The sequence below is a fragment of the Capnocytophaga genosp. AHN8471 genome, from assembly GCF_016806945.1.
Classification (GTDB): Bacteria; Bacteroidota; Bacteroidia; order Flavobacteriales; family Flavobacteriaceae; genus Capnocytophaga; species Capnocytophaga periodontitidis.
The window spans coordinates 55,403-70,542 of sequence record NZ_JAESPJ010000016.1 but is presented as its reverse complement, the minus strand read 5'-3'; the positions used below and the strand labels follow the sequence as shown (position 1 = coordinate 70,542).

Sequence of the window (15,140 nt, the reverse complement as noted above, 5' to 3'; positions counted from 1 at the left end):
TCTTGTTAAAACTTATGTGATTTCAATTCAGAAAAAGGAATCTCCTCTATCTTTGAAAGAGATAGTTTATTATTCTTATATTCAAGATAGATATAATAGTGATAGTTCCCCACAGGTGAATGACAGAAATTTGTTAGATCTAACTTTAAAAGCGTTTTGTCTTTACGTTTTTGATACTTAATTTGCATAGGAACACAACTATAAATAGTCTCTATGTGTGTAGTATCTAAAATGACAAAATGGTCGTTAAACTGAATTTTTGCTCTCTTTCTACCTAACTTTAAAAGCTCTTCTTTAAGATTTGCATCAAGGAGAGCAAAGGGAGAAGATTTCTCATTGAAATAGTCATTATCTTCTGCCATAAAAAGTTTTATTTTATCTTTAAAGAAAGTTTCTTCAAGCACATAATACCTATTACACAATTTTGTACTATCTTCTCTACAATAAAAATTACCATTTTTAGAAGGGATTTCTATAAAATAATAATTATCATCCACTCTTCTAATACTATTTTGTGCACAGCAAGAGAATGCTATAAGCAGGGAAATAGTTAAAAACAGGTTGTTTTTCATATTCAATTAAGTATTTTTGTTTTAAGTACAAAGATAATAAAAAATAGTAAAGAGCCTAATGAAAAACAAAAGATATTTTGCGTATCACTTTGTATATTAGGTATAACCAATTCTATAATATAGGAAGAAGTCCTTCTTTTTTGCGTTTTTTATTATCCATTTTGTCGCTTTTTTCACGTAGATTATCAATGTGATGATAGGTGAAATTATCCAATGAAAAATTCTTGTATTTATAAGTCTTTTCGTATTGATGATGTCCCCACGATTCTATATGAATACTGTCTATACAATATTGAGAATTTACATAGATTTTTGAGCCAAAATAATTATTGCCAGACATATCTACATTTATTATAAATCCATTTTCATAAGTTGATAACGAATGAATACTATGATAACCAACAGAATATAAAACTTGTTTATAGATTTTATACTTAGCTTCATCATTGCCTTTTTTTATCAAAAGTAACCATTCATACTCTCTGTTAGGAAGGCAATTTGTTGCTCCAAGTGTAGAATAATAAGGTCTCAATATAGCAATGCTATCATTATTGGAGGTTTTTATAGCTTCATCAATTTCATAAAAAGTAGAGATATAAAGATTAAATCTTTTTTGGTAGTTAGAATATCTGTGAAAATCTTCCTTACAATCATAATCTTTTGGAGTTATAATCGTATCGTATTTATCGTTTGATTTAACTTTTTGAGTTGCAAGAATAAGGTTCTTGTGAGTGTTGTTATCTAATTTTATTGAATTCTTTTTGCTTATAAAAATAATAGTCAGAACTACAAAAGCAATACTTACTAATATATAAAAAATCTTTTTCATAAAATTATAGTTAAACGAAAATAGGCTTGTTTTTAGGGGGCGTTTGCAAAACGCCCGTACACCACACACTTTAAAAGTGATTGATTATCGGGGTGTTGCGATGTGGATTTAGTATAACCAATTCTATAATATGGGAAGTCCTTCTTTTTTACGCCTTATATTATCCATTTTGTTGTTTTTTTTACGTAGATTATCAATGTGATGATAGGTAAAATTATCCAATGAAAAATTCTTATATTTATAAGTCTTTTCATATTGATGATGTCCCCACGATTCAATATGAATGCTGTCTATACAATATTGAGAATTTACATAAGTGTCCGACCGAAAACCACTAACGCCAGACATATAAACTTCTATTACAAATCCCTCTTTATATTTAGATATTTCTTGATGTATATCAGGATATAAGACATCATTGTAGATTTTTGTTTTATTTTGGTTTTTTATGTTCTTACAGTGTATAATAAGTAATTTTTTGTGGATTTTCTCAGGATAACAATCTCCCCAACCTTCAATATAAAAAGGGGTTAATGTGGCTAAACTATCATTGTTAGATAGAACATTCTCATCTCCTATAATGTAAAATTTAGAAATATGATAATTATAACGCTTTTCATATTGCTTTACATCATAGTTGCAATTATATTTAAAAATATCCTTAGGAGCAAAAATAGTATCTATATTTTCGATTTTTGCTCTTTTGTTTAATTCCTTATCAAATTTGATAGGATAGATGCCCTTAAAAAAAGCAGACATCACAAAGAAATAAAAAACAAATTTAATTAGAAGATTTATCATCTTTATAAGGTTTTCAGAATTATACTTCTTGATTTAAATTTAGATAATATAGAATTTTTATCTTTATTTAACTTTTAAAGAGTTGAAAGGTAAAGTTCTGTTATAAATTTAGTATAACCGAATTTATTAAAACTCAATGTTATCATTTTGTTTATATTCTGAGAACTGCTTTATTTTGACCTTTTTGTCTATTAGTTTATCATCTTCAAAGGTAAGAAAAATAAGATAGTTGAAATTTCCAATGGTTGTATATGAAAAATTTGACAACCTTACATTTACAAATGTTTTATTCTTTTTCTTTTTATATACGATGAAAGAAGGGTAACAAGTTCTTTCAAAATCTGATATATGCAATGGAATTATTGTTCCGTTAAATTCTATAATAGGATTTTGCTTCTCCAATTTTAAGAAATCCTTCCTGAACTGTTTCAATTCTTTGTCAGTACTCGGTCTTCCTATAAAATGTTCTAATAGATTATCACTTTTCATAAACACATTGATACTATCTTTCCCCATTTTCATATAGGAAACATAATACATTACACTATCTTGCTTTCCTATAATTCTACAAAAATCTATTTCCTTTTTTATAGTTTGCGAAAACAATGAAAACGTACTGATAAAAACGAATGCTAATGTTGTGATTGTTCTCATACTTTTAATGTAAATTAATAATGCCAATCAAGGGTTAAATTAACTTGTTGATTTAAAACCTCCCCCCAGCCCCCTCCAAAGGGGGAGATGCGATGCAAAAGCGATAACATTCTGTTAATCAGGGATTATTATTTTTCAACTCTTGATTTGTATTAATAAACACTTCGTTTTATTGAAGTGTGTTTGTGAATTTGTTTAAAATCATTTAATTCCTCTTATGCAGTGTACAAAGATAAGAAATAGTGCCTATAAATACTCATAAATGATAAAGCGACCTTGGGAGTTGGTGGGGACTTTTATTTTCTTTTCGCCTTTGATGAAGTGGAAATTGCGACGTGTTTCCCCATTGTCGATGATGGTGCCGTGCTTTTTGTCTATTTTGATATGGTATTCGTACATATCGGCTTCAAAAGGCAGGTCTTTGCCATAGGTGCTGTAGCGTTTGTAAGGGATATAACCTTCTGAACCTCCCCTGTAAAATTCCAGAGCGCTGCCTCGGTGGTCGTATTTGGTTACATATTCGCCATAATATTTTTCACCTTTTAACGTATAGAGTCTGCTTGGGGCTAAAGAGATGTTTTGATTGGCGTGCAATACATACTTTGCTTTGATGTACTTCACTTGCTGTAAGGAGTCTAAGGCTTGTGGTGAGAGTTGGGCAAAGGTATTGGCAAAACAAGCAATAACGAATAAGAGTGTTAATTTCATAGAGTATAAGTTTTAATATTTTTACATTTCTATCAAATAACCATCAAATAAAAACTAATTGATTATCAGCGGTTTAATTTTTAAAAGGGCTTTTCTATCAAATGACCATCAAATAAAAAATTAGGACTTTATTTAGCCTACAAAGGTATAAAATAATTTCTATTTTTCCTATTTCCAAAACTTGGTGATGAAATTTGCAGTGAGTGCCGATACGGGGTAGCGGTGTATATCGGTGATGGGTATGCTGTTATCAAGGGGTTCGGGGGTGGTGATAATCCAAAAAGAAGTGTAGATATGCTGATGTGTGAGTTTGTGGATTACGGGTGTTTCGTTGTATAAACTCACGGTAGCTGTGGGGTGAGCGGCAGCTATGGTCTCGGCAGTGGCTGGTGTGTGTGTTTCGAGTAACGGAAACTCATAGAGTCCGTGCCATATATCTTTGCCTTCACGCTTTTGCAAGAGGGTTTGTCCGTAGGGGTTTAACCATACGAGGTAGTTGAAATAGCGTTTTTTGATAGTGATTTTCTTGAGTTTTACGGGTAATTCGTTTACCTTGTTATGGTGGAATGCCCAACAATGGTCGCGCAATACGCAATTAGCGCAATCGGGACTCTGGGGAGTGCATTGCAGTGCGCCAAACTCCATTATTGCTTGGTTGTAAACACCCGCATTGGCTTTGTCTAAACACTCGTGTGCCAAGGCTTTAAACTCTTTTGCTCCTTGAGTGCTGTTGATAGGGGTTGCGATGCCAAACACACGTGAGAGTACGCGGTATACATTGCCATCGACTACGGGGCAGGGTTCGTTATAGCAAAAAGAGGCGATGGCACTGGCTGTATAGTCGCCTATGCCTTTGAGCTTTACGAGTTCTTTATAGGTTTTGGGGAAGATACCGCCCAGTTCGATAGCGATATATTGGGCGGTGTGGTGCAGATTTTTGGCGCGGGAGTAGTAGCCTAAGCCCTGCCATAATTTGAGGACTTCTTCTTCGGGGGCTTTTGCCAAATCGGTGATGGTGGGGTAGTTGCTAATAAAGCGCTGATAGTAGGGCAGCCCTTGTACCACACGTGTTTGCTGGAGGATAATTTCGGAGAGCCACACCTTATAGGGGTCGGTAGTGCCACGCCAAGGCAATTCGCGCTGGGCGGTGGCATACCAATTTTCTAATTTGTCGGAAATAGGTTTCAGGGGTTAGGTTTTAGGTGTTAGAGAGTGTTGCTACTCATTGGTGAATTTGCTAATTAGATAACTACAGCTGTACCGCTAACAGTAACCATTAGCATACCGCCGTTAGCGCCTACGGTTTCATAATCGAGGTCGATGCCAACGATCGCATTAGCGCCTTTTTGGGCAGCGCGTTGTTGGAGTTCAGCAAGGGCTGAATCTTTAGCTTCGATAAGGACTTTTTCGTAGGTAGAGGAGCGTCCGCCAAAGAAGTCGGTAAGTCCAGCCATAAAATCTTTAAAAGCATTTGCTCCGATGATAGTTTCACTAGTAACGATACCTAAATACTGTTTGATAGGTTGTCCTTCGATAGTGGGGGTTGTTGTTAAAATCATAGTGTTAAATTGTTAAAGATAGTATCTTTATTTTGTGAGCGATTGATTCTAAAACTGTATTCCGCTAAATATCGGTCTATGCTAAATTCATCAACCTAAACGCTATCATTCAATTTGTGCAATTCGATGGATTTCATAGCTTCACGGACTTTTTGCATAAAATAGTGTTTCTGCAGTAGGACTTTCTGTGTCAAATCCATAAAAATCTTTTCTGACTTGATATTTTTTTATGACTACATTTGCTACAGCAATATCCTTCTTTCCATTTTAAAGAAGCTACTTAGGCTTGTTCATACTTATCATTCCAAAGCCTAACATAGGAATATCTTTTAAAATAAAGAAATCAGTAACGGGAACTCCTTCTATATAGTAAAAGGTTTTAGCAGAAGTAAAAAGAAAACTCAAAGTAATAAGAAAAGTAATTGTACAACCTACAAAGGCTAATTTACGCACTATGGGAGAGAATATCCCTATTATCAGTGCTACTGCTATAGCTATCTCTATTACGCCGATGAGATTGGAAACTCCTTGCAAACTTAGAATTTTATAAAGCCATGATAGTAGGAAACTTTGTTCTACCAAGGATTTAATTCCCTCTGCCTCGGCATGTGTAAACTTGAATGCGCCTATCCAAAGCAGAATAGTTGCCACTCCAAAAAGACTGATGTAATACCCTATTTTGTAACATAGGGAGATACTACTATTTTTCATTTCTTGCGATTTTTTAAGTAAAAATTACTGAGGTACCTATTGAATTTGAGTTATATGAAATTATTTTGACGTCTCAATTTCTGATTTCTCAGTGTTTTCGGGTTTCTTTTCGTTGGGGTCTTTAGCGGCATCTTTGAACTCGCGGATGCCACTGCCCAAACCGCGCATTAGTTCAGGGATTTTTTTGCCTCCAAAGAGCAATAATATAAGGGCTACAATAATGACGATTTGCCAAGGTCCTACGACCCCTAAAAATATACTTAGCATAGTTTCTATTAGTTAAGAGGTAAGAGATAAGAGGTAATGTGCTACCTATTAGCTGTTACTTGTTTGTGGTGCAAAGGTATAAAACAATTGATAATTAACAATGAATAATGAAGAAATTTTTGGATTTTAGAATTTAGTTTTTTTCGCGAATAGCTCCTGCGTCTATTAGCAAACTTTTACAAGCGTCTAAATTTGTTTTTTCATCTTCGTTTATTTCAATGCCATAGTCACTTAAGATATTGTCTAACGCTGAGGAAATAATGGAGTAGTCACCATCTTCTAAGAAATAATTGATATTGGGATTAGCGCCTTTACTGAGTAGATATTTCATCAGTTTAGGGTTGTGAGTATATGAGGTAACTTGTAGCGCATTGATGCCATCATAACCAAAGAAGTTGATATCAGCACCTAATGAAAGCATTTTGTCGGCTAAAGAGATAGTTTGCTGTACAATTAGATCTTCATTAGCGTTGGGTGTGTTTTCGGCTATTTTGCAAGTAGCAGAATCGAATAATTGGGTAAAGGGAGTACATCCTAAGTGGTTGATGCAGTTGATGTTTGTTCCTTCGGAGACTGTTTTTTCAATATTTTTCCAATCAAAATTATCTACAGCATTAAAGAGTTTATTTTCTTCTTTTGTGAGGGTAGGGGTTGTTTCTTTGGCGTAGAGGAGAGTTAAAAGTTCGGTATCGCAATATACAAAAAAGTCTTTTATCTCATCATAAGAAAACCTACAGTTATATTGATTGAAGAAGTAAGATGTTTTGTTGTTTCGATATTGGTCAGCAATTTTATTTATAATGTTGTTGTTGATTTCGGGTTCATTTACACAAGCGTTCAGTTGTAAGGTCTCGTTATTTTGGGAGAAATGAATGCTTTCAGAAGATATGATTAGCGGGCTGTCGCATAGGGCGATGAGCATTTCTTTAAAATAGTTTTCAGCTTCAGCTCTTTTGTTGTGGGTAAAAACTAATTTTTTTAGAGGGTCTTTAGTTTTTACCCATTCATGATTGAGATGGAAAGGGTACCATTGCTGAGTGAGTTTTTGGGCTACTTCCCATACTTGTAAAGCGAAGTTAAACTTTGCGCTACGTACACAAAGTTCTGTAGGGAGTTCTTTTTTATCAAATTTTGCAAAGAAGTAAGCTTTTTGAAAATCATTTAGGCTTCTCAAAAGATAAGGGGAGTAATTAATTTTTCTATCTAATGAGTGATAAGTGCTTAGGATGTCACTTTTAGTTTGAAATTGTTCGCGGGAGTAACGTTCTGTAAAGTGTTTCATAGTTAGTTACTAACGAGTAAATTCAATTGATTTGACAATCGCTTCGAGTTCAAAGAGCATATCGCGTTTGGCGACTCCTGGAGCATATAGGAAACCTTCCACAACTAAGAGTCGGTTATGGGCTTTATCCTCAATGATGTAGTTGATATAAGGACCTCCAAGAGCGAAGCCTTTTACTTCCCATAAACCTTTGCTTTCAATAGCTTTATGTCCTTTGATCATCACCTCGCTGATGCTGGGAGCAAGGTAGGTTTCGGTAACCATATACATACCTTTTTCGGGGCCTGGGATATATTTTTCGCCTATAGAATCGCGCATTTTCACAATAGCTTTGGCGCGACCTTCCTCATCGGTAGGGATGCTACCAAGAGGCATTTCGTAGAGGATGATGCTTGCTTTACCGCCTTTGATAGGGCGTTCCATCCAAAAGAAGTTGTTGCCGTACTTTTGGATATTAAACACGTTAGGCATAGTGAATTTAACACCTAAGGTATTTTCTACTTGTTTGTCTTTGCTAAGGGAGTTATCAAAGCGTTTGCGTGTTTCGATAAGTTCATTATTTTTGAACTCATTGACAAACTCTTTGTGGTATTCTTCAACTTTGCAAGCGATGTCGCGTACTTGTTTGCCTTGTACTACACATACTACTTGAGGTTTAGCGAAGAGATTTTCTTTTACAAACGCTTTTTTCTCATCACCGCGTTGAACGATGAGGATATTGCGGCTATTGCGGGTATTGCCTTCAAATACTTGGGGGGGAATTTGATGGAGAGTGAAGGTAGGTTCTTCGGTAGGTAGCCCGTCGACAGGGGCAGCGAAGTAACGGCGAATGGTATCACCTATGGTGCCTTCCCATAAGTCGTTGTCAATCACTACAGCTACGCTGTTGATAGGACCCACTGAAGGGGGCAAGTAGGTATCGTTTTTACCGTTGTTAGTATCGTTGCAAGCTGCAAAAAGGAGAGCGCTCAACACGCTAAAGAATAATAGGCGTTTCATAAAAAAGATAATTTTCTGCTTTTCGTAAAAATGTGTAGCTAAAATCGTTCCAAAGTGATATTTTTCTAAGAAAAAAGCTGGTGATATTTAGGTAAGAGGTAAGAGATAAGAGGTAAGAGAGTCTCAAACTCATTAAAAATGATTAATAATTCACTACAATATTGAGGCGTTTGGCTAAGAGTTTTTGCAGCTGGATGTAGTTCATTACGTTCTCTAAAAGTTCTTTCTTTTCTTCCTCGTTAGCTTGCGCCATTTGCTGTGTAAGACTTTGGATGAGATGGTGTACTAACAAACTCCTGATATTGAGAATGATATCGCCTACAATAGTTTCAAGATGAGCATCTTTTGCTTTGGGGACGATGTCGCGTTTGCTCCAATCGTGTAGCTGATTGTTTTCGTCGTCTAACAACATTCCCGATACTTTTTCGCTTAGTTCTATAGGCAACTCGTTGGCGATGCGATTGACGTCATAATTAGGGTTTTCGCTGAGTTTGCCCATCAACAGTTCGTAAATTTGTTTGAAATCGGGGTTGGCGAGTTCTATTTCGTCTTCTTGAAGTTCGAGGAATATCTTTTCGTAGATTTTCAGCGTTTGCTGTATCTGCTGTTCTTTGAGGGTGCCGTCTTCTTCTTCCACGAGTATGGTATCGGTGAATACGCATTCTCTATTGCCGTAGAGCAAAAGGTTTTTGATGAGGTCGTGCTCTAAGACTTCTAAGCGGTTTACGGTGCGTTTCTGTGCTTCTTCTGGCGTTTGCACTACTTGCATCGCGGCTTTTTGCTTACGCTCTACTTTTTGTCCCTCATAAAAGTCCTTTTTGAGGATTTGTGCCAAAGTAGAGAAGAGCACCTGTTCCGAGATGTCCATAATGGTAGCGCACTCGCGCACATATACTTCCCGCTTGATAAGGTCGGGGATTTTAGAGATACTCTCTACCATATCGCGTATGGTTTCGGCTTTTTTGATAGGGTCGTTCTGCGCCTCTTGCATTAGGAGGGAGGCTTTGAAGCGAATGAAATCGGTAGCGTTGTTTTCGAGGTATAGCACAAGGTCTTCGTAGGCAGTTTTGCGAGCAAAGCTATCGGGGTCATCGCCATCTGGGAAGGTACAGACTTTCACATTCATACCCTGTTCCAAGATGAGGTCTACCCCACGAATGGAAGCACGTAAGCCAGCGGCATCACCATCGTACAGCACCGTGATGTTGGGTGTGAGACGGTGAATGAGACGGATTTGGTCTTGTGTAAGTGCTGTTCCGCTCGAGGCTACTACATTTTCGATGCCTTTTTGGTGCATTTGAATCACATCGGTATATCCTTCAACCAGATAGCAGTTATCGGCTTTGGCGATAGCTTGTTTGGCGAAGAAGATGCCATACAGCACTTTGCTCTTGTGGTAAATCTCACTTTCGGGGGAGTTGAGGTATTTAGCTTGTTTCTTGTCGTTGGTGAGGATACGCCCTCCGAAGCCCAATACGCGTCCGCTCATAGAGTGAATGGGAAACATTACGCGCCCTTTGAAGCGGTCGAACTTACGGTCGCCATTGACGATGGTGAGCCCCGTTTTTTCTAAGAACTCCAACTGATAACCTTTGGCAAGGGCGTTATCGGTGAAGGCAGTCCACTCGTCGGGGGAGAAGCCTAAGCGGAATTTTTGGATGGTTTCCTCGGTAAAACCGCGCTCTTTGAAATAGGTCATACCGATAGCTTTGCCAGCTTCGGTATTGAAGAGGGTATCCTGAAAATATTGTTGGGCGTATTCTGAGACAATATAGAGACTCTCGCGTTCATCGGCTTGTGCTTTTTCTTCGGTAGATTGCTGGGTTTCCTCAATGTCAATATGATATTTTTTAGCCAAATAGCGAATAGCTTCGGGGTAGGTGAAGTGCTCGTGCTCCATTAAAAAGGCAATAGCATTCCCGCCTTTGCCACTACTGAAGTCTTTCCATATTTGTTTTACGGGTGAGACCATAAAGCTGGGCGTCCGCTCATTAGAGAACGGACTCAGCCCTTTGTAATTAGAGCCTGCACGTTTGAGTTGGACGAAGTCGCCGATGACTTCTTCCACCCGCATTTGGTCGTATACTTTATCTATGGTATTTTTTGAAATCACTGTTTTTTAGATTAAGGAAGAAAGGATTAATTTGTTAATTGTTTCAGGTCGTCCTCCAATTCTTTAAGGCTGTTCACACGTTCTATTTGGCGTTGCTTAGTTTGGTATTTTTCATACTCTTGAGCAGATTTCTCTATGGGCTTGTTGTGATTTTACTCGATAACCTACTGAGATGATCACATCGAGATTGTAATATTCTACCTGATACTTTTTACCATCGGTGGCAGTTGTTGCAAATTTTGCAACAACTGAGTTTCTGTATAGTTCTCCTTCTTCAAAAATGTTTTTAATATGTCGTGATATAGTAGATTTGTCATGGCTAAAAAGAGTAGCCATTTGGTCTAATGAAAGCCATATTGTTTCATCTTGGAAGCGTACATCTATCTTAACATCTCCTTCTTGATTTTGGTATATGAGAAACTGTGAGTCCATAGGGTTTATTTGTTTGTCAATCATTTTACCCCTCGATAGTAGCCTCTTCGAGCTCTCCGTTGAGGTTCCCGTATACGGCAATGGCGTGCCCCCAGAACATATCGTCGTCATCAAAATAGATACAGAAACGCTCGTCATCAAAGAGGATTATACTAGAGATGTTTATACGATAAGCAAAGCTTTTTTGAGTAATCATAGGGGTAGTAACTCCTGTTTCTTTTAGCCACTTATTAGCTAAGTCGGTAAGTTTTTCGGCAGCAAAGGTTTTCAGGTGTTCTATCCACAGATTAAAATTATCCTTAGTAAGATTTTTAAAAGATTTTAAGAGGTTTTGTAGTGTGCTTAGTTCGGTAGTTTCTACACCAAATATTATTTGTTTATCGGTATAGAGAATATCACCTTCAAACCAATCTTGTTCTCGGTCGAGATCTAAACTAAAATCCTCATCTTCATAAGTAACTTCAGTGTTGTACTCCTCAATAATAGGGTCGAAACGAGGTTCGGTTACGTTCTCTTCCAAGACTGCTACCAACATAAAGCAACGTTGCTCAGGGTGTGAGAATTCAGGTTTCTTAGGGCGTACTTTAATGCGGAAAGCTTCTAACGGAGCGAAGTAATACTGCCAATTACTTTCATCAGTTGCTAACCATTCCAAACGGATATTCTCTTCGCAAAGTTCACCTGTTTTTACATCAATATATGCCAAAGGGTTGTTAGAAGGAACCCAAGCTCCATTATAATAAGTTGCTCCATTGGTAGGACTTTCAATGAGCACGATAAGCTCCTTTTCTTCGGGAAGGAACTCATCAGAGAATTTCTGTACAGTTTGTGGGCTCATAGTTGTAAGGTTTTAAAAAGCAAAGGCAAAGTTATACAATTATTTTGAAAAAGCAATATTTTATTGGGTGAAGTAGATTAATTTTCGCCTATAAATGCTCAGTAATTTTGATTTGGAAACAAATCCTTCGTACTTGCCGTCCTTCACTACGGGCAGATTCCACGCGCCGGTGTGTTGAAACTTATCCATTACAGTGCTCATTTTGTCCTTGCCCATTTCTATGATAGCAGGTGGTTTTTGCATTAGTTCTACGGCAGGAATCTTGTCGTAATAATCGGTTTCGAAAATCAAGTGCCGGATATCGTCGAGCAGGATTACGCCTTGTAGCGTACCCGTTTCGCGGTCGAGTACGGGGTAGATGTTGCGGTTTGATTCGCGCACAGCATTGTACACTACCTCGCGGAGTTTCATATCGGTATATACGGGGGTGAAATTGTGCTCTATCACTTGGTTGAAATCCATTAGGGTGAGTATAGATTGGTCTTTATTTTGCGAAATGAGTTCCCCTTTTCTACCTAATTCCATTGTGTAAATAGAATATTTATTGAAATATTTGGCTACCGAAAACGATACCGCAGCGGTGAGCATCGCGGGTACTAACAGCGAATAACCTCCAGTTACCTCTGCGATGAGGAAAACGGCTGTAAGTGGTGCGTGCAATACGCCCGTCATTAGGGCAGTCATTCCCACCAAAGTAAAGTTAGGCAAAGCAGCTTTGTAACCCAAGATAGGAAACTCGTTGATAATCCGTGCGAAGCAGTTGCCCATTACTCCGCCCATAAACAACATAGGCGAAAAGATACCCCCAACACCTCCTGCACCAAAGGTGAGCGAGGTAGCGACAACTTTGGCAAAGGTGAGCGCTGCTAAAAGTAGGATAATCACCCACGCTTTGGATAAATCCCAACCGAAAATATTGCTACTCAGTGATAATTCGGGGTGACCCTCTTTCAAATGATTGATAATCTCGTGTCCTTCGCCGTAAAGTGGTGGCATTATGTAGATAAGCAACCCCAAAAGAGCTCCACCCACCACAATTCGCAGCCAAGGGGAGGAGATTTTTTTGAAAGCAGCGTTGATTTTTTCATAAATATAGGTAAAATAAGCCGACATCAGTCCGCCTACAACCCCTAAAAGAATGTAAAACGGAATGCCTTGCAATGAAAAAGCTCGTGTAATCGTCATTGGGATTAGCACTTCACTACCAAAGAAGAAATAAGAAGTGAATACCCCGCAAAGGGAAGCAATAAACAGTGGTATGAGCGATGAAAGCGTTAAATCTAAGCCAAAAACCTCAATAGCAAACAATATGGCTGCAATAGGCACTTTGAAGATAGCTGCCAAAGCTGCTGCACAGGCACACGCTAAGAGCAACATTCGGTTAGATTGGTTGATGTGAAAAAATCTACAGATATTAGAGCTTATGCCTGCTCCTGTTACTACCATAGGCCCTTCGAGCCCTACCGACCCTCCAAAGCCAATAGTGATAGGCGCAGTGAGAATACTGCCATACGCCTGATAACGTTTCATTATCCCTTTTTGATGCGCTACTGCATAGAGAATTGAGGGAATTCCGTGATTTACATCGTGGCGTATTACGTATTTTTTTACTAAATAGACAATGGCAAAACCTAACATCGGGAGGATAAAATAAAAACCGTAGGTAATTGTTTGTGCGAGTTTACCGTCTAACAGCCACTGAATAAGGTGTGTGAACGAGCGCATTGCCAAAGCTGCTAAGCCTGTAGCAATACCTATTACCCCGCTGAGAATGAGGATGAAATGCCTATCGGAAATATGTTTTACACGCCAAATTAAAAGACGTTTGAGAAGATGTTGTGGGTGGGTAGTCATTGTTTATATTGAAAAATCAGCGGCAAAAGTACGAAATATTTACTTTTTTCACTACCTTTGTGCGAACTAATACAGATAAACAATGGAAATACATCTCAAACGCGTATATGAAGAAAACGACCCTAACGATGGTTTTAGAGTACTTGCCGACCGCCTTTGGCCACGCGGCATTAAAAAAGAAGCACTTGCTTTAGACCTTTGGGCAAAGGAAATTGCCCCAAGCACCGAATTGCGCAAACGCTATCACCAAGATGGTGATTTCGACACTTTTAAAAAGGATTATACCGAAGAACTAAAACACAATGTGGATTTTCCGGCTTTTTGCGAAACGCTGAAAGCACACAAAGTGGTAACCTTGCTCACTGCCAGCAAAGAGATCGACAGGAGTGCCTTACCTATCTTGCTATCTCAAATAAGCTGACCTACTTCGTCGTGAATGTAGAGTCGTCCTTCACAGAATTGCGCTAATTCTTCTTCTATAAACCATTTTGCTTCTGTAATAGAAGTTTTAGGGTATAACAAGTGTACATTGGCGCCTGCATCGAGAGTGAAGCAGAGGGGTACTTTGGTGTCTTTTCGGTATTGCCAAATACGCTGAATAACTTCTAAGGTATTGGGACGCATTAAGATAAAGTACGGAATGCTGGTTTGCATCATCGCGTGAAGGGTGAGGGCTTCACTTTCAACAACCTCCATAAAATGGTCTAAATCACCGGAAGCAAAACTGCTAACTAGTTGGTTGATATGCTCGTTGGCTTGTGCAAAACGAGCCTCGGCAAAAGGATGACCGTGCATCAGGTTGTGCCCAACGGTGCTACTCACTTGTTTCTGACCGCGGTCGATGAGTAAAATAGTATCTTGGTAATTTTGAAAAACTTCGTGAACGGGTAGGGGGTAAGTAATGCCATACTCGTCTGAACTGCCTGTAATAGCAGGGTGTTCGCCCCATACAACGATACTGCCTTTTACACTACGGCAAGCACTACCCGAACCTAAGCGCGCTAAGAAAGACGCTTTTTGCCAAAAGGCTTCTTCGGTATAAGTTTCGCCTAATTCTTCAGCTATTTTCATCAAACATACCGAAAGGGCAGCCATAGCACTCGCTGAAGAGGCAATACCACTACTATGTGGGAATGAATTATGAGAGGCAATGTTGAAGTGATAATCCTTTAAAAAAGGTAGATAAGGAAGAATACGCTCGAAAAAAGTGCTGATTTTAGGGTGAAAGGATGGTTTAGGTTGTCCATCAAAGCTAAAGTTAAAAGAAAAAGGATCGCCTGAAACTATAGAAGATTCACTTCTACGTTCGTAATCGATAGAAGTCTCGGTATAACAATGCGTAAGTGTAAAACTAATAGAAGGGTTTGCGGGGAGTTGTTCTCCCTTTTTGCCCCAATATTTTACGAGGGCAATGTTACTGGGTGCTTTGAATGTTGTCATTTTTATTAGGTAAGAGGTAACAAGTAAAGCCAGCGAGTTGGCGCAGCTGGGTATGTGAGTAAAGTTAGCGAGGACTTTGAT

Annotated in this window: 17 protein-coding genes and 2 pseudogenes; 2 read left to right on the top strand and 17 right to left on the bottom strand. The window is 38.3% G+C overall.

Translation table 11 applies throughout. The annotated features are described in order from the left end of the window. Window positions 1–5: 5 nt before the first annotated feature. The 12 genes and pseudogenes from JMN12_RS06975 to JMN12_RS06920 form a co-directional block, all read right to left on the bottom strand. Window positions 6–572, bottom strand: a complete 567-nt coding sequence (locus JMN12_RS06975; protein WP_203083881.1) for a hypothetical protein — start codon at window positions 570–572, stop codon at window positions 6–8. 112 nt (window positions 573–684) lie between these two features. Next, window positions 685–1,401 (bottom strand): hypothetical protein, encoded by a 717-nt coding sequence (locus JMN12_RS06970; protein WP_203083882.1) that lies wholly within the window; start codon window positions 1,399–1,401, stop codon window positions 685–687. Between the two features lie 123 nt (window positions 1,402–1,524). After that, window positions 1,525–2,202 (bottom strand): hypothetical protein, encoded by a 678-nt coding sequence (locus tag JMN12_RS06965; protein WP_203083883.1) that lies wholly within the window; start codon window positions 2,200–2,202, stop codon window positions 1,525–1,527. Between the two features lie 126 nt (window positions 2,203–2,328). Then, window positions 2,329–2,856 carry a hypothetical protein gene (locus tag JMN12_RS06960; protein WP_203083884.1) on the bottom strand — a complete coding sequence of 176 codons (528 nt, stop codon included), beginning with the start codon at window positions 2,854–2,856 and terminating at the stop codon, window positions 2,329–2,331. A gap of 246 nt (window positions 2,857–3,102) precedes the next feature. Beyond that, window positions 3,103–3,564 (bottom strand): hypothetical protein, encoded by a 462-nt coding sequence (locus JMN12_RS06955; protein WP_203083885.1) that lies wholly within the window; start codon window positions 3,562–3,564, stop codon window positions 3,103–3,105. 168 nt (window positions 3,565–3,732) lie between these two features. Further along, complete coding sequence (gene mutY / locus JMN12_RS06950) at window positions 3,733–4,752, bottom strand: A/G-specific adenine glycosylase (RefSeq protein ID WP_203138419.1); 1,020 nt, start codon at window positions 4,750–4,752, stop codon at window positions 3,733–3,735. Between the two features lie 53 nt (window positions 4,753–4,805). Continuing rightward, window positions 4,806–5,123, bottom strand: coding sequence for a heavy metal-binding domain-containing protein (locus JMN12_RS06945; protein WP_203138234.1), 318 nt, complete (start codon window positions 5,121–5,123; stop codon window positions 4,806–4,808). Beyond that, window positions 5,120–5,218, bottom strand: a pseudogene (locus tag JMN12_RS15570) (IS1595 family transposase); the annotation flags it as partial. The pseudogene JMN12_RS15570 and the gene JMN12_RS06945, both read right to left, overlap by 4 nt. A gap of 181 nt (window positions 5,219–5,399) precedes the next feature. Continuing rightward, window positions 5,400–5,834, bottom strand: coding sequence for a DUF417 family protein (locus JMN12_RS06935; RefSeq protein WP_088593150.1), 435 nt, complete (start codon window positions 5,832–5,834; stop codon window positions 5,400–5,402). Between the two features lie 60 nt (window positions 5,835–5,894). Continuing rightward, entirely contained in the window at window positions 5,895–6,101 is a 207-nt protein-coding gene (locus tag JMN12_RS06930; protein WP_096088330.1) for a twin-arginine translocase TatA/TatE family subunit, read from the bottom strand. A gap of 133 nt (window positions 6,102–6,234) precedes the next feature. Next, window positions 6,235–7,383 (bottom strand): ankyrin repeat domain-containing protein, encoded by a 1,149-nt coding sequence (locus JMN12_RS06925; RefSeq protein ID WP_009414297.1) that lies wholly within the window; start codon window positions 7,381–7,383, stop codon window positions 6,235–6,237. Between the two features lie 9 nt (window positions 7,384–7,392). After that, window positions 7,393–8,283: a DUF4837 family protein gene (locus JMN12_RS06920; protein WP_410494239.1), complete on the bottom strand. Its 891-nt coding sequence runs from the start codon at window positions 8,281–8,283 to the stop codon at window positions 7,393–7,395. A gap of 18 nt (window positions 8,284–8,301) precedes the next feature. On the opposite strand from JMN12_RS06920, the gene JMN12_RS15565 reads away from it, so the two are divergent. Then, complete coding sequence (locus JMN12_RS15565) at window positions 8,302–8,370, top strand: hypothetical protein (protein ID WP_353936366.1); 69 nt, start codon at window positions 8,302–8,304, stop codon at window positions 8,368–8,370. A gap of 154 nt (window positions 8,371–8,524) precedes the next feature. Here the strand turns inward: JMN12_RS15565 and dnaG are convergent, their stop codons facing one another. From dnaG to JMN12_RS06900, 4 genes and pseudogenes are all read right to left on the bottom strand, one after another. Beyond that, window positions 8,525–10,495, bottom strand: coding sequence for a DNA primase (dnaG, locus tag JMN12_RS06915; RefSeq protein ID WP_203138233.1), 1,971 nt, complete (start codon window positions 10,493–10,495; stop codon window positions 8,525–8,527). Window positions 10,496–10,636: 141 nt separating this feature from the next. Further along, window positions 10,637–10,951: pseudogene (gene rhuM / locus JMN12_RS06910) on the bottom strand (RhuM family protein); the annotation flags it as partial. Between the two features lies 1 nt (window position 10,952). Continuing rightward, window positions 10,953–11,765 carry a DUF2262 domain-containing protein gene (locus tag JMN12_RS06905; RefSeq protein ID WP_203138230.1) on the bottom strand — a complete coding sequence of 271 codons (813 nt, stop codon included), beginning with the start codon at window positions 11,763–11,765 and terminating at the stop codon, window positions 10,953–10,955. A 60-nt stretch (window positions 11,766–11,825) separates the two neighbouring features. Continuing rightward, the gene (locus JMN12_RS06900; RefSeq protein ID WP_009414288.1) at window positions 11,826–13,619 is read right to left on the bottom strand and encodes a chloride channel protein; all 1,794 of its coding nucleotides are present in this window, start codon (window positions 13,617–13,619) and stop codon (window positions 11,826–11,828) included. Window positions 13,620–13,701: 82 nt separating this feature from the next. On the opposite strand from JMN12_RS06900, the gene JMN12_RS06895 reads away from it, so the two are divergent. Beyond that, a complete protein-coding gene (locus JMN12_RS06895; RefSeq protein ID WP_203138229.1) occupies window positions 13,702–14,040 on the top strand; it encodes a DUF488 domain-containing protein in 339 nt (112 codons plus the stop codon). Here JMN12_RS06895 and JMN12_RS06890 read toward each other — a convergent pair. Next, the gene (locus JMN12_RS06890; protein ID WP_203138228.1) at window positions 14,028–15,059 is read right to left on the bottom strand and encodes a diphosphomevalonate/mevalonate 3,5-bisphosphate decarboxylase family protein; all 1,032 of its coding nucleotides are present in this window, start codon (window positions 15,057–15,059) and stop codon (window positions 14,028–14,030) included. The two genes, JMN12_RS06895 and JMN12_RS06890, sit on opposite strands and share 13 nt — an antisense overlap. Window positions 15,060–15,140: the final 81 nt, after the last annotated feature.